Here is a 26,571-nt window from a genome sequence, read left to right as displayed (position 1 = left end):
TCCTCTGTGAGCGGGCATCATCAAGAGCGGTTACCGGGCGGCAAAATATTTTGCCGGTTTGTCATGGGCCGCGATCAGCTCTTCCAGCGGCAGCGGACGGCTCAGCCAATAGCCCTGCAGGAAGTTTACGCCATGTTTGCGTAACCACTCCGCCTGCTCCGGCGTTTCGACCCCTTCCGCAACGGTCATGAGCTGCAGGCGGCGGCTCAGTGTCAGTACCGCATCCAGCACCGGTGAGGTGACGGTCTCGGTCCCGATAGCCTGTACAAAGCCGCGATCGATTTTCAGATAGTCAAATTTATAACGCTCAAGGTAGATAAGCGCACTATGTCCGGTCCCAAAATCGTCAATCGCGATCTCAAATCCCTGCTCATGCAGCCAGTCAAAGATGGCCAGCGACTTGTTTTTATCGATCATCGCACGTTCAGTAATTTCAAGAACCACATTGAAGTGGTTGGCTGGCAGGGAGGCCGCGAACTGCTGAAGGTCGGCCTGAAATTGGTCGGCGTGCAGATGGGCCGGTGAGATATTCAGCCCCAGCTTGCAGCCGACGGGCAGAATTTTTTGCAAGGCCGGCGCGTCATGGGCGATCAGCGCGAATAAATGATGGGTGAGTGGCACAATCATTTGCTGCGTTTCAGCCAGGTTAATAAACACGTCGGGCGGGATTTCCCCGGCGACCGGATGGCGCCAGCGCATCAGCACTTCAATACCGCTAATGCGTAGGGTATCCGCTTTGACTACCGGCTGATAGACAACGTAGAACTGATTGTTTTTAATCCCCAGCAGAATGGCTTTACGCGGATCGGATTTCAGCGACAGCACATAGTAACTCACCAGTCCAGCCAGCAGGCCGCAGACCACGCCGAGCAGCAGCGAAAATTGTGTATTTTCCGATAGCCAGCTGTTGGCATAGAGATAGACCTTCAGCGGCAGCCCTTTGATTTGTACCTGGCGAATGGGCTCTGCGGCCAGGTTCTGCGGGTCAATAATGCTGTTGGTCAGGGTGGAGAGGGCGGTATCGTTGACAACCAGCACGATGCTGCTGAAATCGTTCTGACGGGCGGAGTAAAGAATATAGGGTGTCAGGTTGGTATTGATTGAGACGAAAACGCCATCCTCGCTGCTGCCCGGATTGCGTACCCACATCGCCAGAGCGGCGTTCTTCGGCATCATCGGCGTCCCTGGCAGGAGCCGCATATCGACCGCCTTACGGGGATCGATATGCGGGATAAGCTGTACCAGAGGCGTGTCCATGGCGCCGGTGGCGGAGGAGCAAAAGACGACACCGTCTTTCACCAGCAAAAACGCGCGCACGTTTGGGCTAAAGGCCGCCCGTGCGGTCAGTCCTGAGGCAATGTTTTCACACTTCTGGCCGACCAGTGGCTGCAGGCCGGTCATGGTTTTCTCGAGCTGGCTAAAGTATTCGGTCAGGTAGACGTTGACGTTGTCGATGATACTGTCAAAACGTTCAGACCGGCTATGGTAAATCACCATAACCTGAATGCTACCGGCCAGCAGAGCGACGATAACCCCGATGAGTATGCTGGTCAGCCAGATATTACGCCGGGGTGACAGGTGACGGGTAGGCATAGGCTATATAGTCGATCCGTATTAATGAGTTGCGCCAATGGGTTGACAGGAAACGTTTTCTCTATCGCCACTAAAAGGGATAGCCTATATTGCGGCATTCATAGGTAAACAGGCAAAAAAAAACACCGCCGTAGCAGTGTTTTTTTGTTCTGACCGTCAGCCAAGGGATAACTGACGTCAGAAAGGATTACGAGCGGCTCAGAACTCGTCGCGCTTCGTTATAGCGCTTATTCCAGTACGGCTCGTTCATGCTGGAGATGGTCACACCGCTGCTGGTGGAAGCATGGACGAACTGATCGTTGCCGATATAGATGCCGACATGGCGACCGGTGGAACCCGCCCGGAACAGAACTAAATCACCGGTGCGCAGTTGAGAGCGTGAAATAGACCTGCCGGAATCCTGCTGCTCAGAAGTGGAGCGCGGCAGTTCCAGACCAAATTGTTCGCGGAAAGTACGCTGCACAAAGGCGGAGCAATCAATGCCTTTGCGGGTGCTGCCGCCGAGGCGGTAACGCACGCCTTTCCAGCTGGCATACTGGTCCATCAAACGGGACTTAACGTCCAGATTGTTGACCATCTTTTCAAATTCATCCTGAGAGGCTTGCAGTGATGATAAATCGCCACTACCCACAGCATGCGTCTCAGAATGCATATTCCTTGCGGTACTACTTGTCGAACTACAGGCAGAGAGCAAAACTGCCACTGCTATCGCGGGCACAACCCGCAAGATATATCTCAAAATCGGCTGAGATTTGACCATGTTGTTTGTTTTCCCTTGTTGTCCTTAACGACAATGTCGTTATAAAAAATGCCAAACGTGCTAGAGCCTAAATACCTGCCAGCAATGAGACAATTCCTTAAACCTAAATTTGTGGGATACCGCACAAATTTATTTTTGAGCCGGATTGACGTTACTGGAAAGGCAAAACGAGATTGAGAGTACCCTATCAAACGTGGGATGGCGAGCGGTTTCGCGAGATTTCTTATAAGAAATTGTGCATCTAAAAGTGAATCATCGGGAAAGCACAAAATAGCAGCAATGGCGGGTAAGAAATATGCAATTCATTCATTTGTAAGACGATTAATGTGACAGGAAGATGACGCGGATGCTAAAAAAAATGGACAAATAAAAAAGGGACCGAGAACGATCCCTTATGGATGTAGTTAATAATATGTAAGGAGAATATTAATTTTTACCCGCACCGCCCGGAAGCGAACGGTTAAACCAGGCGATCAAGATGTCGCTTAACGGCGTCATCAGCACCCAGGGGATGCCGATAAGTACGGCGGTCAATGAGCCGACGGCTATATCAGTAAACCAGTGGGCGCCAATCATGACCCGCGGAAAAGCGAAAACCACAAAAATAATCAGCGCAATAGCAAATGCCCGGCGGCCAAAATAGCGCCACATGAAGGTGGCGAAGATGAGCAGCATCATGCCGTGATCGCCGGGGAAACTGTCTTTCGACGCATCCTTGGTCGGGAAGGCGACCACGTCGCTTACTTTAACAATCTCACTGAACGCGAGCGACGGGCTGGCGCGTTTAACCGGCATCAGATGCTGCGCCAGCTGATTAATGACCACCGCGAAGAGCAGCATCACCAGGCCGATAATGACGATCCGACGGCGACCGGCGCTTTGCTCTTTCAACCAGAAGCTCAGCATCAGGCCACCCATCGCCAGCAAAGAGCAGGCGTCAAAAGCCCGGTTATTGATGATAGCCAGCAGCCAGGCATAGGCCTGACTCTTTCCCACTCCCTGGTTAAAGAAGTGGAAAATGGCGGCGTCCAGCGACAGCCAGAAACCATGATTCGCGGGCAAAAACCACGAAAAAAAGAGGACAAAACCTGCCGCGTTAAGCAGCAGGATCAGAGGAATTCGGTTTTTAATCATAACAGTTGCAAGTGGTGTAAGACGGCGGGAAACATACCCACCTTAATTTAAACGAAGTTTCAACAAAGAGGCTTGTAAGGCATTCCAGTCCGCCTCGGATTCGGTAATCAGCTCAATGCGGCTGTCCGGCGGCGCAACGTTTTGGGTTTCAATATGCAGATCCAGTCCCTGACGGTTGATGCGGACCAGACCTTCCGCAATACGCATCACCCCCTTGACGCGGGCAACCGGCGCCAGACGCGCCCACTCAAGCAGGCCAATCGTATCAAACGTCGTATCGGCATCAAAAATCCAACCGCAGGCATGGTAGCCCTGACCGCTGTTGAGGCTCCGGCGCCAGCGCTGATGAGCGGGCAGACTGAGGGCGGCCAGACCCTTTTTCTGCCCGTGGCTGTGCGCATGTGCGGCACTTTCCGGCAGTGGAGCCAGGTTCAGACGCGGTAAATCCAGCAGCGCCGGGTCGATGTTGCCGTGGGTTGCGCGAATATGCAGACGTTCGCCCGCGTGTTCCTGCCACCAGGCGTCAAAGGCCTGTTCGCTTTCCGCCGTCATCCGGTCCGCTTTATTGCTGATAATGACGTCGGCCGCCGCCAGCTGATCGCGGAAGTTGTCGTTCGCCATCACTTTACTGTCCAGCAGCAGGCGGGGATCCAACACGCACAGGGTGGCGCGAAGATCGATCCACGGCTCATAGACGGCGGCGGTCAGAATATCGAGAATTTGTTTGGGATGGCCAAGCCCGGTAGGCTCAATCAGCAGACGATCCGGTTTCCCCTGGCGCAGCAGGGTATTCAACCCAACCTGCATCGGCAGGCCGTTGACGCAGCACATGCAGCCGCCGGGAATTTCTTTGAGTAGCGCGCCGCTATCGGCCAGTAAAGCGCCGTCGATACCCACTTCGCCAAACTCATTAACCAGCACGGCCCATTTTTCATCTGCAGGCTTGTGGGCCAGCAGATGAAGAATCGAGGTCGTTTTACCGCTGCCGAGAAACCCCGTGATCAAGTTTGTTTTGGTCACATTTTCTCCAGGATACAAATGTAATGTTGTAACAGTTGGTCCTATCCTGACGAAAAAAAGGGGAAAAGAGAAGGGTTACGGCGGACAGAAAAGAATTCTGTCCGCTAAAGAGCAGTAATTGTTAAATCCCGGGCACGTTGGCAATGGCCTGGCGGGCACCGACGGCAGAAAGCTGATGCCAGGCGGCGGTGATGTTCTCCACAAACAGCGCATTGCGCGGCAGATCGCGGCCAAAGATTTCTTCCAGTGAAAGCAGGGCGCTGACGCGTTCCTCGTTGCGGCTGCCGGCGACCAGAGCCTGAATTTTGTCGCTCAGCGGGTCGCAAATATCAATCGCCTGACCGGCATCATCTCTACCGCTGACGTAGCGCATCCAGCCCGCCACGCCGAGCGCCAGCAGCGGCCAACGGCTACCGCGTTGCAGGTGAATGCGAATACCGTCAAGCATACGCTGCGGAAGCTTCTGACTGCCGTCCATCGCTATTTGCCAGGTGCGGTGCTTTAGCGCTGGATTACTAAAGCGCGCGATCAGGCTGTCGGCATAGTGCGTCAGATTGACGCCTTCGATAGCGAGCGTCGGGGCCTGTTCGTCGAGCATCAACCGGCGAGCGGCGCTGCGCAGCACCTCATCCTGCATGCAGTCGCTGATATACGTATTACCGGCAAGGTAGCCGAGCCAGGCAAGGAAAGAGTGGCTGCCGTTGAGCATCCGCAGCTTCATCTGCTCCCACGGCAGCACGTTATCGGTCATCTGGGCGCCGGCGGTTTCCCATGCCGGGCGGCCCGCCACGAAGTTATCCTCAATGACCCACTGAATAAATGGCTCACAGCTGATAGCGCAAGGATCTTCCACGCCGAGTGCGGCGCTGATTTCAGCCAGCGACTCATCGGTGGCGGCGGGCACGATACGGTCAACCATGGTGCCGGGAAAACTGACGTGTTCAGCAATCCACTGCGCCAGTTCGGGGGCGCGTTTTTCCGCCATGCCCAGAACCGCATTTTTGACCACGTGACCGTTATCAGGAATATTATCGCAGGAGAGAACCGTAAACGGCGGCAGGCCTCGTTCGCGGCGGCGGGAGAGGGCTTCAACCAGAATCCCCGGCACCGATTGCGGCAGCGCGGGATTTTGCAGATCGTGAATAATGCGCGGTTGCGTCAGGTCCAGCATGCCGCTGGCGGGATCGATGCAGTAGCCTTTCTCCGTAATCGTCAGCGAGACAATGGCCACCTGCGGCTCGCAGAATTTTTCAATGATCGCGGGCAGAGAGTCCAGCTTTGCATTCAGGCATTCGTGAACGGCGCCCACGACAATCGGCTGGTTACCCTGTGCGCCTTTTTCCAGCACGGTGAACAGGTGGTCCTGCTGACGGAGCTGGCTCATCAGCCGATCGCCGCTGAACAGGCTAATTTCACAGATCCCCCAGTCTCCGCCGCTGGCGTTCAGCACCCGATCGGTGAGCAGGGCCTGATGAGCGCGATGAAACGCCCCGAAGCCAAAGTGCACAATGCGCGAGCGCAACTGGCTGCGATCGTACTGAGGAAGCTGCACGCTTTCTGGCAGCGTAGCGGTAGCAATAGTAGTCATTCTTTACACACCTGATTAACCAATGATTAACAATGGCAGTGTAAAGTTATATGACAACAAATTAAATTGGTAAGCCGTATTTATACGCTTAGTGTGAGCTGGATCAATCAATTCAGCGGGATAAATTGATCCCTGGCGAGAAGCCTGTATGGTAGTCATCATTGATGTTAGCAATATTGGTATAACAACTTTGAGAGGGCATAGCGATGGAACAAACCTGGCGTTGGTATGGACCGAACGATCCGGTGTCGCTTGATGATGTACGGCAGGCTGGCGCGACGGGTGTGGTCACTGCGCTGCACCATATTCCTAACGGTCAAGTCTGGCCGGTTGACGAAATTAAACAGCGCCAGGCGCTGCTGGCGGAAAAAGGGTTGACCTGGTCGGTCGTGGAAAGCATCCCGGTACACGAAGAGATCAAGACCCAGAGCGGGCAGTGCGCGACCTGGATTGCCAACTACCAGCAGAGCATTCGCAACCTGGCGGCCTGCGGGATTGATACCGTCTGCTATAACTTCATGCCGATTCTCGACTGGACGCGTACCGACCTTGAGTACCAGTTGCCGGACGGTTCGAAAGCCTTGCGTTTTGACCACATCGCGTTTGCCGCTTTTGAGTTGCATATCCTGAAGCGCTCTGGTGCCGAGGCGGATTACAGTGAAGAGGAGCAGCGCCAGGCTCAGGCCTGCTTTGCGGCGATGAGCGAAGCGGACATTGACAAGCTGACCCGCAACATTATTGCCGGTTTACCGGGCGCAGAAGAGGGCTATACCCTCGAACAGTTCCGCGCGCGGCTGGCGGAATATGACCAGATCGATAAAGCGCAGCTGCGTGAGAACATGGCCGTCTTCCTGCGCGCTATCGTACCGGTATGCGAAGAGGTTGGCGTGCGGCTGGCCGTACACCCGGACGATCCGCCGCGCCCGATCCTTGGCTTGCCGCGTATCGTTTCGACTATCGAAGACATGCGGTGGCTGAAAGAGACCGTGGACAGCATCAACAACGGCTTTACGATGTGCACCGGTTCTTACGGCGTGCGTGCCGATAACGATCTGGTGAAAATGGTCGAAACCTTCGGCGACCGGATCCACTTTACCCATCTGCGTTCGACCTGCCGTGAAGAGAACCCAAAAACGTTCCACGAAGCGGCGCATCTGACCGGTGACGTGAATATGGTGGCGGTGGTGGAGGCGATTCTGAGCGAAGAGCTGCGCCGCAAGCACGCGGGCGATCTGCGTCCGATTCCGTTCCGTCCGGACCATGGTCACCAGATGCTGGACGATCTGCGTAAGAAAACCAACCCGGGCTATTCGGCGATTGGTCGCCTGAAGGGGATGGCGGAAGTACGCGGCGTTGAGCTGGCGCTGAAGATGACGAAGTATCCGGAACTGCTGTAATTCTGGCGGCGGAAAAGTAAAAGGACAGCCTCAGGCTGTCCTTTTTTGTCTTACTGCCCGGCTCATACGACGGGCGGCCTGGACGGGGCGTTTCCACCCTCATCCGGGACGACGCGATATTAGTCTGCGCGACCCATGTAGCGGCTTTCTTCGATATGGATACGAATTTTCTCGCCGGTGGTCAGGTATTCCGGAACCTGAATCACCAGGCCGGTGCTCATGATTGCCGGTTTGGTACGGGAGCTCGCCGAGGCGCCTTTAATGCCCGGGGCGGTTTCTACAATTTCCAGATCCACGGTCTGCGGCAGCTCCAGCGCCAGCAGCTGACCATCCCAGGTCAGAACCTGCATGTCAGGCATGCCGCCTTCCGGAATGAACAGCAGCTCTTCTTCAATCTGCTCTTTGGTGAAGGTGTACGGCGTGTAATCTTCTTTATCCATAAACACGTACTCGTTGCCGTCAACATAGGAGAAGTCAACGAAACGGCGGGTCAGGGTAACGGTGTCAACGATATCGTCGCCTTTAAAGCGCTCTTCCACTTTCAGGCCGGTACGTACATCAGAGAAACGCATTTTGTACAGCGTTGCTGCGCCACGGGCGCTCGGTGACTGAATATCAATATTCTTTACAATCAGCAGCTTGCCGTTGTAATTCAGCACCATACCTTTTTTAATTTCATTCGCTCTTGGCATTGCAGTAATCCTGTCGCTTAACGGTTCAAAAAATATCGCGTAAAACTACTCGCGCCGGGGCTTTCAGGCAAGCGGAATTCACGAGTTTTGCTATCTCCGGACAAAACGTTTAGGCTTGGCCGTAAACCGCAACATCAAGAGAGTCATTTATGGAATGTCGTATCGATTGCGGTGCCTGCTGTATCGCCCCCTCTATTTCATCCCCGATCCCCGGAATGCCTGACGGCAAGCCTGCGAATGTCAGGTGCGTGCAGCTATCGGAAGATAACTTATGCAATATCTTTGGCTCGGCTTTACGTCCTAAAGTATGCGGTAGCCTACAGCCTTCACCTGATATGTGCTGCACCAGTCGTGAAGAGGCGATGGCTTTCCTGATTCACCTCGAAAAGCAAACTTCATCTTAAAAAACTGCTGCCGTAAATAATTCCATTACATTAAGAGACGCGAAGTGTCTGGTGAACTATGGAACCAGTCTATGAAACAGAACTTAATTAAACTTTTAGTCACGCTTAATTTGATGATTTTATTGCATTTGATCGTTTACTATACAGATCCTGATTAGGTACAATTTCCTTGTGGATTTCTATAACAACACGAGGAAAAGAGACAATGGCTATTCCAGCTTATCTATGGCTTAAAGATGACGGCGGCGCAGACATTATGGGGCTGTAGGTCACACTGCGGGGATTTCCGATGAGGTATGACTTCGGGGGGCAGGATGGGCGCAAAGTCAAGCAGGAACGAGCGATCCAGCTTTTGGTGATTGGTATGGCTCAACGCCTTATGGCGATGACCCTAACGACCAGTATTGGATAAGAGCAGGGATTGACTATGCAAAACGCGCTGGTTTTCAGGAAAGGCTACTTACTCTTAATCCTGTTGGCGGTTGTCGTCATTGGGGTATATAAGGTGTTGCATGACTCGCCGCTTGAGCAAGAGATAATCAAGAAGGTGAAAATAAACAATCTGGCTAACCTCTACATCACCGAAGCGAGCACAGGAGCAACTACCGGTTTTTCCTATCGTTTCTATCTCTATGATGCATCCAAAGATGATAAAGCGTTTATGGCGAGTCTGGAGGACGGGAACGAGCCTTTTATGAACACGACGGACAAAGGCGCATTGACGAAGGCTGAAAACGACGCGCTTTATCTGTCAGTGAAAGGAACCATTTATACCTTTAATAGCCCTGCGACTTATCTTGCGGGTGGCTCAATCTACTCTGTTCCTGTTTACCTCACTTCATCGCCATTCTAATAGCATAGCCAGCTTTGGTGCTGGCTCTTTTCTTTCAATCTATGTCGCATCTTCAGGTCGAAACGACGGCCAAAAGTATGCGGTAGCCTACAGCCTTCACCTGATATGTGCTCAACGGATCGTGACGCTGCTATGACATATCTCATTCATTTAGAGTTTAGTACAGCGCCATAAGTCTTTGTCGTGCGTTTGACCCTGGATACCCAGACACCTTTTATCCCTGAGCGTTGAGTTATTCATGGTGGTTGCCAAAAACATCTCATTATCAGCCTGGTACTGAATTAAATAATTAAAAACTTCGTTTCAATAATGCTGTTTTTTAGCATTAAATATGCTGATAAAATATTACAACTAATACGCTTAAATGCTTTTTATACAGTCTGCGTAATTTAATTTTGAAATGGATACATAACATTACAATGATTATGGTTATATGGGGTCGTTCCATAGAAAAACATCGAAAGTCCTGAGATGCCGTTTGCCGCCAGTCCCTTTCCCTGACTGTGCGGCATTTTTACCTCAACAGCTTTAAGCGGTTTGTTTTTTTACGGGAGGTTAATATTGTATCTTCTTGCTGTAATCATCCTGATAGTCTTGACCTGTCTCTCTGCATACTGCATGTATTCATGTATCAAGGACAGCTCGTGGGGAAAATCCATTCCTCCGGACAAGTGAACGGGAGAGGCTGTGGATGAATGAGCCCGCGGGAAAGAGTGAGACAGAGAGGCCCGGCGGTTTCACCTCTAAATGCTGAAGTGGTGCCGGGAACTGATGATAAAGCCCCGATTCGGGTATCGGTTGATTACAAGGAACCACGCCCAAAGCCTCCGGGCGTCAGAACTAAAATTAACATTTAATATGAAATGAAACATTAATGCCTGGTGAATTTAAAGAATCGAAAAACAAGATCTGATTATTAGCGATTCAATAACAATTCAATTTGGTCTGGTTGTGCGAATGTTTATTTTGCAGAAGTTATATTGCTCGGTATGTTTATTTTAAATATGGCTGGGTATGCTTCGTTTCATTAAAAAACACTTCGCAGCGCTTGCCTTACTCGTATGGGGCATCCTCTATCTGTCAGTGATGGTAGAATGCTGGAACTTTATTTCTAACCATTACTGGTTGTTTTTTAGTTGATAACATCATGAGGTAAGCAACTTCACGGCAAGATAATATTCCGGTCTTTGGAGGCGAAAATTCTTTGGCAACGGTCATCCTGCAGATAAGAACGCCTACAGATCACGGCAATCGCCAGGCGGCCATGACCTGTCTTATTCCGCAGGCTCTGCCTGCGTCTTAAACGTCTTTAATGCGCCACAGGCAAAGTAATGACGCCGCACCCATGCCAAGGGCAATCCAGAAAACAGCGTGATAGCTCCAGATTTCGGCCACTACACCTGCCAGCGAACCGGCGATAATCCAGCCGACGCGGGTGGTATTGGTATACAGCGTGGTGGCAGCGCCGGCCTGGCCGGGCATCAGGTCCTGGAAATAGAGCATGCCAATGCCTGCCAGAATACCGATGAATATCGCGTTCAGCGCCTGCAGAGCCAGCAGTAAAGCGGGCGTATGCACCAGCAGCATCCCCACGTAAAACAGTATCCCTGCCGCTGCGGCGAGGCGCATCAAAAAGCGCTTACCAAAGCGTCGGGCATAATAGCCGGCAATCAGCATCGTCGGAATTTCCAACCCGGCGGCGGTCCCCATCATCAGCCCGGCCAGCTTCTCTGATAAATGCAGCTCATTAATGATATAGAGCGGCATATTAATAATGTACAGGCTGTTAATGCCCCACATGAGTGTGCAAACGCTGAACAGCAGCAGCGCGTCGCGACGATGGGTGCGCGGCGCTTCCAGATGACCTGCCGCCGCCAGTTTCTGCTTCTCTTTGCGCATGCTGGGCAGAAAGAGCCACACCATCGCCCCGCAGACCACAAAGGCGATCGCGGCGCAGAGATACATCACGGTAAAACCGAACACCATTGCCAGCGCGTAGGCCAGCGGCGGGCCGATCACCCATGCCAGCGAGACCTGGGCGCGCAGAATGGAACTGAACATGACCGCTTCGCGACCGGTTTTATCGGCATGTTCGCGCGCGAGGGCGAACATCTGCGGGTTGGCGGTGGAGCCGAAGCTGCTGAGGAAGACCCCGATGAAGAGCAGGATAAAGTAGTTGCGGTTCCAGGCGAACAGCAGGCAGGCCAGGATCCCAAGCAGGCAGCAAAAGACGATCAGCCGCTTGCGATCGCCCTGGCGATCCGAGCGCCCGGCCAGAAACTGACTGACCAAAATACCGATGACCGCGCTACCGGTAAAAAAGAAGCCGACCATCGCCGGGCGTACATGCACTTCATTGGTTAAAAATAGGCTCAGGGTCGGCGTTTGCAACGCGCCGGCAATGCCTGTCAGGAAGGCGACGATCAGGAAAGCAGAAGAGGTTAAATCGAACCCGCGGCCGGGAAGGGCAGCGCTACTGTTTTGCATGGCGGAGTATCTGTCATTGTTTGAGCAGCGGAGTTTACGCCGTCACTCAGAAAATGAACAGTAGTATGGTACAGAAAATTAAAAAGTAGTTTCAAATTAGTCATTTCAGCAAAAAGCTGAAGCCTGGCTGAATGCGGGAGGCTAGCTTCAGCAAAAGTGTGCTGCACCTCTAATTTCCGTTATCAGATTGATAACAGATCTTGCGCAGTGGATAAGAAAGGTACAGACTCATTGAAACGTTTCAGCGTTATAGGAATTTTCTCCATCAGGAAGTTGACGCCTTTTTTCACAAAATAGCTGAAACGATTCAATCTAGCAGGAGAGGAGAACCATGTTCCAGTTATCTGTGCAGGATATTCATCCCGGCCAGCAGGCCGGTAATAAAGAAGAGGCGATTCGTCAGGTTGCCGCGGCGCTGGTCAGCGCTGGCAACGTGGCGGAAGGCTACGTTAACGGGATGCTGGCTCGCGAACAGCAAACCTCCACATTCCTTGGCAACGGCATTGCCATCCCGCACGGGACTACCGACACGCGTGACCAGGTGCTGAAAACCGGCGTTCAGGTCTACCAGTTTCCGCAGGGCGTGACCTGGGGAGAAGGGCAGACCGCGTACGTGGCCATCGGCATCGCCGCCAGTTCGGATGAACATCTGGGGCTGTTGCGTCAGTTGACCCACGTCCTGAGCGATGATTCGGTCGCTGAACAACTTAAATCGGCGACCACGGCGGAAGAGCTACGGGCCCTGCTGATGGGTGAAAAGCAGAGCGAAGCGCTGAAACTGGATAATGACACGCTGAGCCTGGATATCGCTGCCAGCGATCTGATGACCTTACAGGCGCTGAACGCTGCGCGTCTGAAAGAGGCCGGCGCCGTTGACGCCACCTTCGTCAGCCGCACCATCAATGATAAGCCGCTGAACCTCGGTCAGGGCATCTGGCTGAACGACAGCGCGGAAGGCAACCTGCGCAGCGCGATTGCGGTCAGCCGTGCCGCCAGTACATTTACCGCCGATGAGCAGCCGGTATCGCTGCTGATTACCGTCGCGATGGCGGATGAACAGCCTACCGCGGTACTGAATCGCCTGAGCAATCTGCTGATTGATAAAAAAGCTGACCGCCTGCTGAAGTCCGATGGCGCGACCCTGCTGGCGCTGCTGACCAGCGACGATGCTATCGCCGACGACGTGCTGAGCGCCGAGTTTGTGGTGCGCAATGAGCACGGGCTGCATGCCCGTCCGGGCACGATGCTGGTGAACACCATTAAACAATTTTCCAGCGACATTACCGTCACCAATCTGGACGGATCCGGCAAGCCGGCAAATGGCCGCAGCCTGATGAAAGTCGTGGCGCTGGGCGTGAAGAAAGGTCACCGTCTGCGCTTTACCGCGCAAGGTGAAGATGCGCAACAAGCGCTGGATGCGATTGGCGAAGCGATCGCCGAAGGCCTTGGGGAGGGCGCATAAATGAGCAGACGTGTAGCAACGATTACATTAAACCCGGCGTATGATCTGGTGGGGTTTACACCGGAAATTGAACGCGGAGAAGTCAACCTCGTGCGGACCACCGGTCTGCATGCCGCCGGAAAAGGTATCAACGTTGCGAAAGTGCTGAAAGATCTTGGTATTGACGTCACCGTTGGCGGTTTCCTGGGGAAAGACAACCAGGATGGTTTTCAGCAGCTGTTCAGCGAGCTGGGGATTGCCAACCGCTTCCAGGTGGTTCAGGGGCGGACGCGCATCAACGTCAAGCTGACGGAAAAAGATGGTGAAGTGACCGATTTCAACTTCTCCGGTTTTGAAGTCACCCCGGCCGACTGGGAACGCTTTGTGAATGACTCCCTGAGCTGGCTGGGCCAGTTCGACATGGTGTGCGTCAGCGGCAGTCTGCCGTCAGGCGTTAGCCCGGAAGCCTTCACAGACTGGATGGTTCGTCTGCGTAGCCAGTGCCCGTGCATTATCTTTGACAGCAGCCGCGAAGCGCTGGTTGCCGGTCTGAAAGCCGCGCCGTGGCTGGTGAAGCCAAACCGTCGCGAGCTGGAGATCTGGGCTGGCCGTAAACTGCCGGAAATGAAAGACGTGATTGATGCGGCGCATGCGCTGCGCGAGCAGGGCATTGCCCACGTGGTTATCTCCCTCGGTGAAGAGGGGGCGCTGTGGGTTAACGCTTCAGGCGAATGGATTGCGAAACCCCCTTCAGTCGAAGTGGTCAGCACCGTCGGTGCCGGGGATTCCATGGTTGGCGGCCTGATCTACGGCCTGCTGATGCGTGAATCCAGCGAGCATACGCTGCGTCTGGCTACTGCTGTTGCGGCGCTGGCGGTCAGCCAGAGCAATGTAGGTATTACCGATCGTACCCAGTTGGCCGCCATGATGGCGCGTGTCGACTTAAAACCCTTTAATTGACAGCAGGAGAGGCATAATGAAAACGCTGCTGATTATTGATGCCGGACTTGGACAGGCGCGCGCCTATATGGCGAAAACCTTGCTGGGTACCGCAGCGCATAAAGCACATCTTGAACTGACAGACAACCCGAACGACGCGGAACTGGCGATCGTTCTTGGCACCACCCTGCCGGCGGATAGCGCGCTGAGCGGTAAACAGGTGTTCCTCGGCGATATCAATCGCGCCGTTGCCCATCCGGAGCTGTTCCTGAGCGAAGCGAAAAGCCAGGCGACGCCGTATGCTGCTCCGGCAGCGGCGACACTGCCGGCTGCCGCCGGTGGCGTAAAACGCATCGTGGCGGTCACCGCGTGCCCGACCGGCGTCGCGCATACCTTTATGGCGGCGGAAGCCATTGAAACCGAAGCCAAAAAACGCGGCTGGTGGGTGAAAGTGGAAACTCGCGGCTCGGTTGGCGCAGGTAACGCCATCACGCCGGAAGAGGTGGCGCAGGCGGATTTGGTGATTGTGGCTGCCGATATTGAAGTCGACCTGGCAAAATTTGCCGGCAAACCGATGTATCGCACCACCACCGGTCTGGCGCTGAAGAAAACCGTGCAGGAGCTGGATAAAGCCGTTGTTGAAGCGAAACCGTACCAGCCGTCCGGCCAGAGCAGCCAGCAGGCGGCTTCGGCGAAGAAAGAGGGCGGCGGTGCCTATCGTCACCTGCTGACCGGCGTGTCTTATATGCTGCCGATGGTCGTTGCCGGCGGTCTGTGTATCGCGCTCTCCTTTGCCTTCGGTATCAAAGCGTTTGAAGTAAAAGATACCCTTGCAGCCGCGCTGATGCAGATTGGCGGTGGTTCAGCCTTTGCGCTGATGGTTCCGGTGCTGGCAGGCTTTATCGCCTTCTCCATTGCCGACCGTCCGGGCCTGACGCCGGGTCTTATCGGCGGGATGCTGGCCGTCAGCGGCGGTTCCGGCTTCATCGGCGGGATTATCGCCGGTTTCCTTGCCGGTTACGTTGCTAAACTGATCAGCACCAAATTAAAACTGCCGCCGAGCATGGAAGCGCTGAAACCGATCCTGATCATTCCGCTGGTCTCCAGCCTGATCGTCGGCCTGGCGATGATCTACCTGATCGGTAAACCTGTTGCCGGCATTCTGGCAGGGCTGACCCACTGGCTGCAAACGATGGGAACGGCGAACGCCGTACTGCTGGGCGCTATTCTCGGCGCGATGATGTGTACCGACATGGGCGGTCCGGTGAACAAAGCGGCCTATGCCTTCGGCGTCGGTCTGCTGAGTACCCAAACCTACGCACCGATGGCGGCGATTATGGCGGCCGGTATGGTGCCACCGCTGGCGATGGGTATCGCTACGCTGGTTGCCCGCAATAAGTTTGATAAAGGGCAACGGGAAGGGGGGAAAGCGGCGCTGGTTCTGGGTCTGTGCTTTATCTCTGAAGGGGCGATTCCGTTTGCTGCCCGTGACCCGATGCGCGTCCTGCCATGCTGTATCGTGGGCGGCGCGGTGACCGGTGCAATCTCTATGGCTATCGGGGCGAAACTGATGGCGCCGCACGGCGGTCTGTTCGTCCTGCTGATTCCTGGTGCGATTACGCCAGTGGTCGGTTACCTGCTGGCGATTGTTGCCGGTACCCTGGTGGCCGGTCTCTCCTACGCGGTGCTGAAACGTCCGGAAGGACAGACCGCAGGAAAAGCGGCCTGAGTTCTCCTGCACAAAAGCACGTCATAAGCAAACAAAAGGGCCGGATTCGGCCCTTTTTCTGTTCTGCTTATCTGCGTAACGGTCTGTGTCACACGGTACGCGGTCCTGAGGTCAGGCCGAGGCTTCTTCCGTTTGCTGCGCCCGCAGCCAGGCAATCTCTTGTGCCCAGATATCCGGGTTAATGGTTTCCAGAATCAGCGGGATGCCATCGAAGCGGCTGTCCTGCATGATCCAGCGGAAAGCGTCGTGGCCGATATTGCCTTCGCCCAGGCTGTGGTGGCGGTCAACGCGGCTGCCGAAGGCGCTTTTGGCATCGTTGAGGTGCATGCCGCGCAGATAGCGGAAACCGACAATGCGTTCGAAGTCGGCGAAAGTTTTCTCACACCCTTCCACGCTACGCAGGTCATAACCGGCGGCAAAGGCGTGGCAGGTATCAATGCAGACGCCGACGCGGGATTTGTCTTCCACTCCGTCAATAATGGCGGCCAGGTGTTCAAACTGAAAGCCGAGGTTGCTGCCCTGGCCGGCGGTATTTTCAATGACGGCGGTCACGCCTTCGGTTTTAGCCAGCGCAATATTAATGGACTCGGCAATACGCGCCAGGCACTCGTCTTCCGGTATCTGCTGCAGATGGCTGCCGGGATGGAAATTGAGCAGCGTCAGCCCGAGCTGCTGACAGCGGCTCAGTTCATCAATAAAGGCATCGCGGGATTTTTCCAGCGCCTCCTCAACCGGGTGGCCGAGGTTAATCAGGTAGCTGTCATGCGGCAGGATTTGTCCGGGGCCAAAGCGGTATTTTTCGCAGGCGGCTTTGAATTCAGCAATCGTTTCGTCGCTGAGCGGGGCTGCTCGCCATTGCCGCTGATTCTTGGTAAACAGCGCGAAGGCGGTGGCGTCGATTTCCGCGGCGCGAATGGCGGCATTGGCCAGTCCGCCGGAGGCGCTGACGTGCGCTCCAATGTATTTCATAAAAAAGCTCCAGTTAAGCCGCTGGGGGGAGGGTAATGATAGCGGCTTAACCGGAGAGTTACATCAACGAATGCGTGGGTTCATCCGACCGGGTTATGCCATCAGGCCGTGAATCACCAGGTTGATGGCGCCGCCGCCGACTATCAGCCAGACGAACAGGATTAAGGCCATCAGCAGCGGTTTGGCGCCGGCTTTTTTCAGCGCGCTGACGTGAGTGGTCAGCCCCAGTGCCGCCATCGCCATCGCCAGCAGGACGGTATCGAGCGTGACCAGTATCCCGACGATGGATTTTGGCAGCAGATGGAAAGAGTTAAACACCGCCACCACAATAAACAGGATGGCAAACCACGGAATGGTGATTTTGCTTTTTTCTCCCAGGCCTGCTGGCGCCAGCTGTTTGACGCGAGCGGCCATGAACAGCAGGAACGGAGCCAGCATCATCACGCGCAGCATTTTCGCAATCACCGCGGCGTTTTCCGCATCCGGGCTGATAGCATGTCCTGCGGCCACCACCTGCGCAACCTCATGCATCGTGGAGCCCATATAGATGCCATAGGCTTCCGGGGTGAACCAGTGCGCCAGCATCGGGTACATCGCCGGATAGAGGAAGATAGCCAGGGTACCGAAAATCACCACCGTGGCCACCGCGACGGTCACTTTACTGGCTTGTGCCTTGACGACCGGTTCGGTTGCCAGAATCGCGGCGGCGCCGCAGATGCTGCTACCGGCGCCAATCAGCCAGCTGGTATGTTTGTCCAGACCGAAGACCTTCTGCCCGAGGAAACAGGCGATAAAAAAGGTGCTGGTCAGCGTCAGGACGTCGATGGTGATACCGCTGACCCCGACATCGGCGATTTGGGCGAACGTCAGGCGAAAACCGTATAAAATGATGCCGAGTCGTAACAGATACTGTTTGGCAAAGATCACGCCGCCGTCGCAGGATTGCCAGAGCTTAGGGTAAATCGTGTTGCCGATAACCATACCGAATAAGATGGCCAGCGTCAGGGCGCTGAAGCCGGCGCCAGCGATAGCGGAAAAGCTACCGGCCCAAAGCGCGGCACCGGTCAGAACGGCGGTCAGCGCGAGTCCCGGGATAAAATGCCATAGGGTGTGATGTTTCGTCGGTAAAGTGAGTGCTGTCATAACCTTCTCCTTTGTCTGCGTAAAGATTACGACGCGCTGGTTTAAATATAAAATTGATTATATATTTATAATCAATCGTAATAAGTGGTATACCTGCCATCCTTCACGTTGCATGTGTGTTGGCTGCGCCGATTCCCCCAGTCACTGACTGCAGTAAGCTCCTGGGGTGTCGCTCTCGCGGCCTACGCCAGCGCAAGCGCTGTGCAAAACGGTCAACCGTTTTGTCCTGCAACTCGAATTATTGCGGGTAGATGCGAATGTTTTCGCGTTTTGGGTGACATTCCCACGTTCGGCGGATTGTCGGAGAGCCACGCAGCATATCAATGAAGGCAGGATGAGCTATGCATATCACGCTACGGCAGCTGGAAGTGTTTGCTGAAGTGCTTAAGAGCGGGTCAACGACCCAGGCGTCACAAATGCTGGCGCTGTCGCAATCCGCGGTCAGCGCGGCGCTGACCGATCTGGAAGGACAGCTGGGTGTGCAACTGTTTGACCGCGTCGGCAAGCGGCTGGTGGTAAACGAACACGGGCGGCTTCTCTACCCGCGGGCGCTGGCCTTACTGGAGCGCGCGCTGGAGATTGAACAGCTGTTTCGCGGCGACAACGGCGCGATCCGGGTTTATGCCAGCAGCACCATCGGCAACTATATCCTGCCGGAAATTATCGCCCGCTATCGCCGTGATTTTCCCGACCTGCCGCTGGAGCTGAGCGTGGGCAATAGCCAGGACGTGATTAATGCGGTCGCCGATCTGCGGGTGGATATCGGGCTTATCGAAGGACCATGTCATGCGGCAGATATCATCGCCGAGCCATGGCTGGAAGATGAACTCGTGGTGTTCGCCGCGCCGGATTCGCCGCTGCTGGAAGGAGAGGTGACGCTGCAACGGCTGGCTGAAGCGCCGTGGATCCTGCGTGAACATGGCTCCGGCACCCGCGAAATCGTTGACTACCTGCTGCTGTCGCACCTGCCGGCGTTTCATCTGGGCATGGAGCTTGGCAATTCGGAAGCTATCAAACACGCCGTGCGTCACGGCCTGGGCATCAGCTGTCTCTCCCGACGGGTTATCGCCGAACAGCTTGAGGTCGGCTCGCTGGTCGAACTGTCGGTCCCGCTGCCTGCTCTGACCCGCACCCTGTGGCGGATTCACCATCGGCAAAAGCATGTTTCTAAGGCATTACAGCGTTTTCTGCACTACTGTCAGGTGTAAATGATCGGCGGTTAGCAAGGCATTTATTGTGAGAGATCAGCATATTATGGCGGGCATTTTCGCAGATGAGTGCTTTGCTAATAATTCATTGTCGATCATGAAGCTCTCTTATAACTGCGCATTTGTTCCGGATAGAACCCGGATCGTCTGCTACAATCTCGCCTCGTTTTTTGGATGGATAGCATTTTCACATGGTTTCGGATACTAAAACCACAGAAGCGCCCGGCTTACGCCGTGAACTGAAGGCGCGCCACTTGACCATGATCGCTATTGGCGGTTCCATCGGTACAGGTCTTTTCGTTGCATCTGGTGCAACTATTTCTCAGGCAGGCCCAGGCGGCGCACTGCTTTCCTATATTCTGATCGGCCTGATGGTCTACTTCCTGATGACCAGCCTGGGTGAACTGGCGGCATACATGCCGGTATCCGGTTCCTTCGCCACCTATGGTCAGAACTATGTCGAAGAGGGCTTTGGCTTCGCGCTGGGCTGGAACTACTGGTATAACTGGGCGGTGACCATCGCCGTTGATCTCGTGGCGTCTCAACTGGTGATGAGCTACTGGTTCCCGGATACGCCGGGTTGGATCTGGAGCGCCCTGTTCCTCGGTATTATGTTCCTGCTGAACTGGATCTCGGTGAAAGGTTTTGGCGAAGCGGAATACTGGTTCTCGCTTATCAAAGTGGCCACCGTTATTATCTTTATTATTGTCGGCGTGATGATGATCGTCGGTATCTTTAAAGGCGCGCAGCCAGCGGGCTGGAGCAACTGGGCCATCAATGACGCGCCGTTTGCTGGCGGTTTCTCCGCGATGATTGGCGTGGCGATGATCGTCGGCTTCTCGTTCCAGGGCACCGAGCTTATCGGTATTGCGGCGGGCGAATCGGAAAATCCGGAGAAGAATATTCCGCGCGCGGTGCGCCAGGTGTTCTGGCGTATCCTGCTGTTCTATGTCTTCGCGATTTTGATTATCAGTCTGATCATTCCGTATACCGACCCAAGCCTGCTGCGTAACGACGTGAAAGACATTTCCGTCAGCCCGTTCACCCTGGTGTTCCAGCACGCGGGTCTGCTGTCGGCGGCGGCAATCATGAACGCGGTTATCCTGACAGCGGTACTGTCGGCGGGGAACTCGGGAATGTATGCGTCAACGCGCATGCTTTATACCCTGGCTTGCGATGGCAAAGCCCCGCGCATCTTCTCGAAGCTCTCCCGTGGCGGCGTGCCGCGTAATGCGCTGTATGCCACGACGGTGATTGCCGCGCTGTGCTTCCTGAGCTCGATGTTTGGTAACCAGACCGTCTATCTGTGGTTGCTCAACACCTCCGGGATGACCGGTTTCATCGCCTGGCTGGGGATCGCCATCAGCCACTATCGTTTCCGTCGCGGCTATGTGCTGCAGGGCAACGATCTGAACGATCTGCCGTATCGTTCAGGGTTCTTCCCGCTGGGGCCGATCTTTGCCTTCGTGCTGTGCCTGATTGTCACGCTAGGCCAGAACTATGAAGCCTTCCTGAAAGACACCATCGACTGGGGCGGTGTGGCCGCAACCTATATCGGTATCCCGCTGTTCCTGGTTATCTGGTTTGGTTATAAGCTGGCAAAAGGCACCCGTTTCGTTCGCTACAGCGAGATGAAGTTCCCGCAGCGATTTAAAGGCTGACGGCCGACGCTGGCAGTAATCGTTCTGATGAAACCCTCTTTTAAGAGGGTTTTTTTTATCTGTACATTCTTACAAATTGATACAGTTCCTTATAATTTTATTGATAATCAAAATCATTATTTTTATCATCCTCATCAAAATCAGGATGAAGCCAATCTCCCTGTCTTGCCGGTCGTAAACAACCAGCAAGGGGCGACCAGCCACGTCAACTGTAAAAAGAGCGCGCGTACCGCCAATGAGCGGTGCGCCGGCAGTACGTGTTAATTGCACCTTTTGTTTGATTCGTTATACACCTCATGGAGATATGGAATGTTCAGGTTAAACCCTTTTGTCCGGGCGGGATTGTGCGCATCCGTCGTATCGCTGGCGTTTCCGGCCGTTGCCCAGGCCAATGAAGAAACGCTGGTCGTCACCGCCGCGGCGACTGAACAGAGCGTAAAAGATGCGCCAGCCAGTATCAGCGTCATTACTCAGCAAGATCTGCAGCGCCGTCCGGTCCAGAATCTGAAAGATGTTCTGCGCGACGTGCCAGGCGTGCAGCTCACCAACGAAGGCGACAACCGCAAGGGCGTCAGCATTCGCGGCCTCGACAGCAGCTATACGCTGATTCTGGTCGACGGCAAACGCGTTAACTCGCGCAACGCGGTCTTCCGCCACAACGATTTCGATTTAAACTGGATCCCGGTCGACGCCATCGAGCGTATTGAAGTGGTCCGCGGGCCGATGTCTTCCCTCTATGGCTCCGACGCCCTCGGCGGCGTGGTGAACATCATCACCAAAAAAGTCGGTCAGAAGTGGACCGGAACCCTGAGCGCCGATACCACGATTCAGGAACATCGCGATCGCGGCGATACCTACAACGGCCAGTTCTTTACCAGCGGTCCGCTGATTGACGGCGTGCTGGGGATGAAAGCCTACGGCAACCTGGCAAAACGCGCGAAAGACGATCCGCAGTCCTCCAGCAATGCCGCCGGTGAAACGCCGCGTATTGAAGGCTTTACCAGCCGCGATGGCAACGTTGAGTTTGCCTGGACGCCGACCGATAACCAGGATATCACCGCCGGCTATGGCTTCGATCGTCAGGATCGTGATTCCGACTCCCTCAACCGTAATCGTCTGGAACGCCAGAACTACTCCCTGAGCCATAACGGTCGTTGGGATGTGGGCAATAGCGAACTGAAGTTTTATGGCGAAAAAGTCGATAACAAAAATCCGGGCCAGAATGGCACGATCACCTCTGAAAGCAATGCGGTTGATGGCAAGTACGTGTTGCCGCTGGGGATGATTAACCAGCTGCTGACCTTCGGTGGCGAATGGCGCCACGATAAACTGAAAGATCCGATTAATCTGAGCAGCGGCGGACAATCCACCTCTGCCAGCCAGTACGCGCTGTTTGTTGAGGATGAGTGGCGTATTTTCGAACCGCTGGCCCTGACCACCGGTATTCGTATGGACGACCATCAGACCTACGGCGATCACTGGAGCCCGCGTGCTTACCTCGTCTATAACGCCAGCGATACGGTCACCGTAAAAGGCGGCTGGGCCACGGCCTTTAAAGCGCCGTCGCTGCTGCAGCTGAACCCGGACTGGACCACCAACTCCTGCCGCGGCTCGTGCAGTATCATCGGTAACCCGGACCTGAAGCCGGAAACCAGCGAAAGCTTCGAACTTGGCCTGTATTACCGCGGTGAAGAAGGGCTGCTGGACGGTGTAGAAGGCAGCGTGACCACCTTCCAGAATAACGTCGACGATATGATCGATATTCTGCGCACCTCCAGCGCCAGCGAAGCGCCGGGCTACCCTAACTTTGCCGGCTGGAAAACGGTTAACGGCAAACGCGTACCGGTCTTCCGCTACTTCAACGTCAATAAAGCGCGCATCAAAGGGGTGGAAACCGAAGTCAAAGTGCCGTTCGGCGACGCGTGGAAGCTGACGGTGAACTACACCTATAACGATGGCCGCGATCTCAGCAACGGCGGCGACAAACCGCTGCAGTCGCTGCCGTTCCACACCGCCAACGGGACCCTGGACTGGAAGCCGCTGGATGACTGGTCCTTCTACGTCACCGCCAATTATACCGGCGAGCAGCGCGCAGTCAGCGCCACCTCGAAAACGCCGGGCGGTTACACCATGTTTGATATCGGTGCGGCATGGCAGGTGACGAAGAGCGTCAAGCTGCGTTCAGGCGTACTGAACGTCGGGGATAAAGATCTGAGCCGCGACGACTACAGCTATACTGAAGAGGGCCGTCGCTACTTTATGGCCGTGGACTACCGCTTCTGATCGACGCGGAAAGAGGGGCAGATGGCGAACGCTGTCTGCCCCCGGAAAGCGTCTGGTCGCAGGGAAGCGGCGCTATTGCGCGGATAAAGATACGGCCATCGAAGAAGAAAGCAACGCAGAGTGTTGAATGACCCTGGCCGTCGCACGGTGGCCGGGCAAGCGGGAAACGGTGCGCCGCCACCGGGAGCGCGGCACACCGGCAGGAAGTCAGGCCAGCAGATAGCGGGCGTGAAAACGCAGATGGTCTTCAATAAATGAAGCGATGAAGTAGTAGCTGTGATCGTAGCCGGGCTGGATTCTCAGGGTTAACGGCCACGCTTTTTGCCGCGCGCACTCCGCCAGCACCGCTGGCTGCAGCTGTAGCGCGAGGAAGGTGTCGCTATCGCCCTGGTCTATCAGCGTCGGAATGGCGTCAGCGGGCTGGCTTGCCTGCATTAATGCGCAGCTGTCCCACGCCTGCCAGGCCGACTCATCGGCGCCCAGATAGGCGGTGAACGCTTTTTGTCCCCAGGGAACCTGCGTAGGGTTAACAATCGGCGCGAAAGCGGAAACGCTGGTAAAACGCCCCGGGTTTTTCAGCGCCATGATCAGCGCGCCGTGCCCGCCCATCGAGTGGCCGCTGATGGCGCAGCGCTCGCTGACGTTAAACTGCGAACGGATGAGCTGCGGCAGTTCGTCACGCAGATAGTCATACATGCGGAAATGCGCAGACCACGGCGCGGCGCTGGCATTGAGGTAAAAACCTGCACCTTTACCCAGATCCCAGCCGCTATCGTCGGCGACATCATCGCCGCGCGGACTGGTATCCGGCATGACCAGCACCAGACCGAGTTCGGCGGCGACACGCTGGGCGCCCGCTTTGGTGGTGAAGTTTTCATCATTGCAGGTCAGCCCCGACAGCCAGTAGAGCACCGGCGGCGGCGTCTCATCGCACAGGGGAGGTAAAAAAATGCTGAACGTCATTGCGCAGTTCAGGGTACTGGAGTCGTGCCGCCAGCGTTGCTGCCGACCTTCATAACAGCGATGCTCTTCAAGCAATTCCATGCCGGGCTCCTCAGGAAGGTAAATGCGGGTGTCAGGTCATAATACAGATATTTCATCTACCTGTGAGCAACTTTCACTTCCTCCTTTGAGGAACATATTGCATCATTAATGCAACTTTTAGCCAACATGCCCGATGCTGGTCGCTCGCCGGAGACGGCGCAATAGCGCGTGGCGGTCAGCGACAGAGTGCAAGGCGGGTCGGGCGAGTTTCCTCAGCGGTAAGCGCAACCCGTCGTGAGAGATCAATAGCTCACGCAAATTTCAATAATTATCGTTTCGACTACTGGATTATGTGCGCCGCCTCACGCACAATGAATGCAAACTTTGCCCGCAGAAGAGCAAAGAGCGCCACACCTGCAGGAGAACCTAAATGTCAGCACTGAGTAAAGAAGCCATACTCGTTCATGAAGCGCTGGTCGCTCGTGGGCTGGAGACGCCTCTGCGTCCGCCCGTAGAAGAAATTGATAATGAAACCCGCAAGAGCTTGATTGCCGGACACATGACCGAGATTATGCAACTGCTGAATCTTGATCTAACTGATGACAGTCTGATGGAAACGCCACGACGTATCGCGAAAATGTACGTCGATGAGATTTTTTCCGGGCTGGACTATGCCAGGTTCCCAAAAATCACCGTTATCGAAAACAAGATGCAGGTCGATGAAATGGTCACCGTGCGCGATATTACCTTGACCAGCACCTGTGAACACCACTTTGTCACGATTGATGGTAAAGCGACGGTGGCCTATATCCCGAAAGATTCGGTCATCGGTCTGTCGAAAATCAACCGTATCGTGCAGTTCTTCTCCCAGCGCCCTCAGGTGCAGGAGCGACTGACTCAGCAGATTTTAACAGCGCTGCAGACGCTGCTGGGCACCAGCAACGTTGCGGTATCCATTGATGCGGTGCATTACTGCGTCAAAGCGCGCGGCATCCGTGATGCCACCAGCGCCACGACGACGACCTCACTGGGCGGCCTGTTTAAATCCAGCCAGAATACTCGCCAGGAGTTCCTGCGCGCCGTACGCCACCACAACTAAAAATACGGAGCAGGACAGATGGAGCGAAATGTCACGCTGGACTTTGTGCGCGGCGTCGCCATCCTTGGGATCCTGCTTCTGAATATCAGCGCCTTCGGCTTGCCGAAGGCCGCTTACCTCAACCCGGCCTGGTCCGGGAGCATCTCCCTCACCGACGCCTGGACCTGGGCGATTCTCGATCTGTTTGCGCAGGTCAAATTCCTGACGTTGTTTGCCTTGCTGTTTGGCGCCGGACTACAGATGCTGTTGCCTCGCGGCAAGCGCTGGATCCAGTCGCGCCTGACGCTGCTGGCGCTGCTGGGCTTTATCCACGGTCTGTTTTTCTGGGATGGCGATATCCTGCTGGCCTATGCGCTGGTGGGGCTGGTGGCGTGGCGCATGGTGCGCGATGCGCATCACATCAAAACGCTGTTTAACACCGGCGTCGTGCTCTACGTTATCGGCGTTGCGGTGCTCGTGCTGCTCGGCATGATTTCTGGCGATGCGCCGAACCGTTCATGGGTGCCCGATGCGGCGAATTTACAGTATGAGCAATACTGGAAACTGAACGGAGGACTGGAGGCGGTCAGCAATCGTGCCGATATGCTCTCCGATAATCTGCTGGCGCTAGGGGCGCAGTACGGCTGGCAGCTGGCGGGGATGATGTTGATGGGGGCAGCGCTGATGCGCAGCGGCTGGTTAAAAGGGCAGTTTAGCCTCGGCCACTATCGCCGCACCGGCGCACTGCTGATTGTCGCCGGTATGCTCGTCAATCTGCCGGCAATTTTTGCCCAGTGGCATCTGGGGTGGAATCCTCGCTGGTGCGCGTTCCTGTTACAGGCTCCTCGCGAGCTGGGCGCGCCGCTGCAAACCATCGGCTATGCCTCGCTGGCATGGGGCTTCTGGCCGCAGCTGTGCAGGCTGCGGCTGGTGGGGGCTATCGCCTGCGTCGGGCGGATGGCGCTAACCAACTATCTGTTGCAAACGCTCGTTTGTACTACCATTTTTTACCGTTTTGGCCTGTTTATGAAGTTTGACCGCCTGCAGTTGCTGGCTTTCGTGGTGCCGGTCTGGGCGGTAAATATCACCTTCTCTCTCTTTTGGCTACGTCATTTCCGTCAGGGGCCGGTGGAATGGCTGTGGCGTCAGTTAACCCTACGTGCGTCAGGGACATCACTAAAAAACACATCAAGATAACGATCTCGATC

General features: G+C 55.1%; 21 protein-coding genes. 11 read left to right on the top strand and 10 right to left on the bottom strand.

Annotated elements, in window-relative coordinates; genetic code table 11:
* Positions 1–30: 30 nt before the first annotated feature.
* The 5 genes from FNY10_RS13780 to FNY10_RS13760 all read right to left on the bottom strand — a co-directional run bounded on the left by FNY10_RS13780 (position 31) and on the right by FNY10_RS13760 (position 6,095).
* A complete protein-coding gene (locus FNY10_RS13780) occupies positions 31–1,593 on the bottom strand; it encodes a cyclic di-GMP phosphodiesterase (protein WP_131048175.1) in 1,563 nt (520 codons plus the stop codon).
* Positions 1,594–1,780: 187 nt separating this feature from the next.
* Entirely contained in the window at positions 1,781–2,353 is a 573-nt protein-coding gene (mepS, locus tag FNY10_RS13775) for a bifunctional murein DD-endopeptidase/murein LD-carboxypeptidase (RefSeq protein ID WP_100682717.1), read from the bottom strand.
* 426 nt (positions 2,354–2,779) lie between these two features.
* Positions 2,780–3,487 (bottom strand): phosphatase PAP2 family protein, encoded by a 708-nt coding sequence (locus tag FNY10_RS13770; protein ID WP_131048174.1) that lies wholly within the window; start codon positions 3,485–3,487, stop codon positions 2,780–2,782.
* A 42-nt stretch (positions 3,488–3,529) separates the two neighbouring features.
* Entirely contained in the window at positions 3,530–4,507 is a 978-nt protein-coding gene (locus FNY10_RS13765; protein WP_160702840.1) for a CobW family GTP-binding protein, read from the bottom strand.
* 121 nt (positions 4,508–4,628) lie between these two features.
* A complete protein-coding gene (locus FNY10_RS13760; protein WP_141964147.1) occupies positions 4,629–6,095 on the bottom strand; it encodes a mannitol dehydrogenase family protein in 1,467 nt (488 codons plus the stop codon).
* A 206-nt stretch (positions 6,096–6,301) separates the two neighbouring features.
* On the opposite strand from FNY10_RS13760, the gene uxuA reads away from it, so the two are divergent.
* Entirely contained in the window at positions 6,302–7,492 is a 1,191-nt protein-coding gene (uxuA, locus tag FNY10_RS13755) for a mannonate dehydratase (RefSeq protein ID WP_141964149.1), read from the top strand.
* Between the two features lie 119 nt (positions 7,493–7,611).
* On the opposite strand, the gene yeiP is transcribed toward uxuA, so the two are convergent.
* Positions 7,612–8,184 (bottom strand): elongation factor P-like protein YeiP, encoded by a 573-nt coding sequence (gene yeiP / locus FNY10_RS13750; RefSeq protein ID WP_100682711.1) that lies wholly within the window; start codon positions 8,182–8,184, stop codon positions 7,612–7,614.
* Positions 8,185–8,333: 149 nt separating this feature from the next.
* Between yeiP and FNY10_RS13745 the strand changes: the two genes are divergently transcribed.
* A complete protein-coding gene (locus FNY10_RS13745; RefSeq protein WP_100682710.1) occupies positions 8,334–8,588 on the top strand; it encodes a YkgJ family cysteine cluster protein in 255 nt (84 codons plus the stop codon).
* Positions 8,589–9,015: 427 nt separating this feature from the next.
* Entirely contained in the window at positions 9,016–9,441 is a 426-nt protein-coding gene (locus FNY10_RS13740) for a hypothetical protein (RefSeq protein ID WP_160702839.1), read from the top strand.
* Positions 9,442–10,740: 1,299 nt separating this feature from the next.
* On the opposite strand, the gene setB is transcribed toward FNY10_RS13740, so the two are convergent.
* Positions 10,741–11,928, bottom strand: coding sequence for a sugar efflux transporter SetB (setB, locus tag FNY10_RS13735; protein ID WP_160702838.1), 1,188 nt, complete (start codon positions 11,926–11,928; stop codon positions 10,741–10,743).
* Between the two features lie 331 nt (positions 11,929–12,259).
* Here setB and fruB point away from each other — a divergent pair, with 331 nt between their 5' ends.
* Genes fruB through fruA form a run of 3 tightly spaced genes read left to right on the top strand, consistent with a single transcriptional unit; the run spans position 12,260 to position 16,037 of the window.
* Positions 12,260–13,390 carry a fused PTS fructose transporter subunit IIA/HPr protein gene (gene fruB, locus FNY10_RS13730; RefSeq protein ID WP_141964163.1) on the top strand — a complete coding sequence of 377 codons (1,131 nt, stop codon included), beginning with the start codon at positions 12,260–12,262 and terminating at the stop codon, positions 13,388–13,390.
* Positions 13,391–14,329, top strand: a complete 939-nt coding sequence (fruK, locus tag FNY10_RS13725; protein ID WP_004864796.1) for a 1-phosphofructokinase — start codon at positions 13,391–13,393, stop codon at positions 14,327–14,329.
* A 16-nt stretch (positions 14,330–14,345) separates the two neighbouring features.
* A complete protein-coding gene (fruA, locus tag FNY10_RS13720) occupies positions 14,346–16,037 on the top strand; it encodes a PTS fructose transporter subunit IIBC (RefSeq protein ID WP_131048168.1) in 1,692 nt (563 codons plus the stop codon).
* A 111-nt stretch (positions 16,038–16,148) separates the two neighbouring features.
* Here fruA and nfo read toward each other — a convergent pair whose 3' ends face one another.
* Both nfo and FNY10_RS13710 read right to left on the bottom strand, forming a co-directional pair.
* Entirely contained in the window at positions 16,149–17,006 is an 858-nt protein-coding gene (gene nfo / locus FNY10_RS13715; protein WP_131048167.1) for a deoxyribonuclease IV, read from the bottom strand.
* Positions 17,007–17,099: 93 nt separating this feature from the next.
* The gene (locus FNY10_RS13710; protein WP_160702837.1) at positions 17,100–18,149 is read right to left on the bottom strand and encodes a YeiH family protein; all 1,050 of its coding nucleotides are present in this window, start codon (positions 18,147–18,149) and stop codon (positions 17,100–17,102) included.
* A 341-nt stretch (positions 18,150–18,490) separates the two neighbouring features.
* On the opposite strand from FNY10_RS13710, the gene yieE reads away from it, so the two are divergent.
* From yieE to cirA, 3 genes are all read left to right on the top strand, one after another.
* The gene (gene yieE, locus FNY10_RS13705; protein ID WP_131048165.1) at positions 18,491–19,357 is read left to right on the top strand and encodes a DNA-binding transcriptional regulator YeiE; all 867 of its coding nucleotides are present in this window, start codon (positions 18,491–18,493) and stop codon (positions 19,355–19,357) included.
* A 191-nt stretch (positions 19,358–19,548) separates the two neighbouring features.
* Entirely contained in the window at positions 19,549–21,018 is a 1,470-nt protein-coding gene (locus FNY10_RS13700) for an amino acid permease (RefSeq protein WP_131048164.1), read from the top strand.
* 309 nt (positions 21,019–21,327) lie between these two features.
* Complete coding sequence (gene cirA, locus FNY10_RS13695; RefSeq protein ID WP_160702836.1) at positions 21,328–23,301, top strand: catecholate siderophore receptor CirA; 1,974 nt, start codon at positions 21,328–21,330, stop codon at positions 23,299–23,301.
* 207 nt (positions 23,302–23,508) lie between these two features.
* Here cirA and fghA read toward each other — a convergent pair whose 3' ends face one another.
* Positions 23,509–24,345, bottom strand: a complete 837-nt coding sequence (gene fghA / locus FNY10_RS13690; RefSeq protein ID WP_131048162.1) for an S-formylglutathione hydrolase — start codon at positions 24,343–24,345, stop codon at positions 23,509–23,511.
* Positions 24,346–24,715: 370 nt separating this feature from the next.
* Here fghA and folE point away from each other — a divergent pair, with 370 nt between their 5' ends.
* Together folE and yeiB are read left to right on the top strand one after the other, a co-directional pair.
* Positions 24,716–25,384: a GTP cyclohydrolase I FolE gene (folE, locus tag FNY10_RS13685; protein ID WP_100682697.1), complete on the top strand. Its 669-nt coding sequence runs from the start codon at positions 24,716–24,718 to the stop codon at positions 25,382–25,384.
* Between the two features lie 18 nt (positions 25,385–25,402).
* A complete protein-coding gene (yeiB, locus tag FNY10_RS13680) occupies positions 25,403–26,560 on the top strand; it encodes a DUF418 domain-containing protein YeiB (RefSeq protein ID WP_131048161.1) in 1,158 nt (385 codons plus the stop codon).
* Positions 26,561–26,571: the final 11 nt, after the last annotated feature.

Origin of the sequence: Klebsiella sp. Lac1 (genome assembly GCF_009825425.1) — a bacterium.
Classification (GTDB): domain Bacteria; phylum Pseudomonadota; class Gammaproteobacteria; order Enterobacterales; family Enterobacteriaceae; genus Klebsiella; species Klebsiella electrica.
Note: the sequence above shows the minus strand (reverse complement) of the source record. Positions and strands in the feature narration are given on the sequence as shown.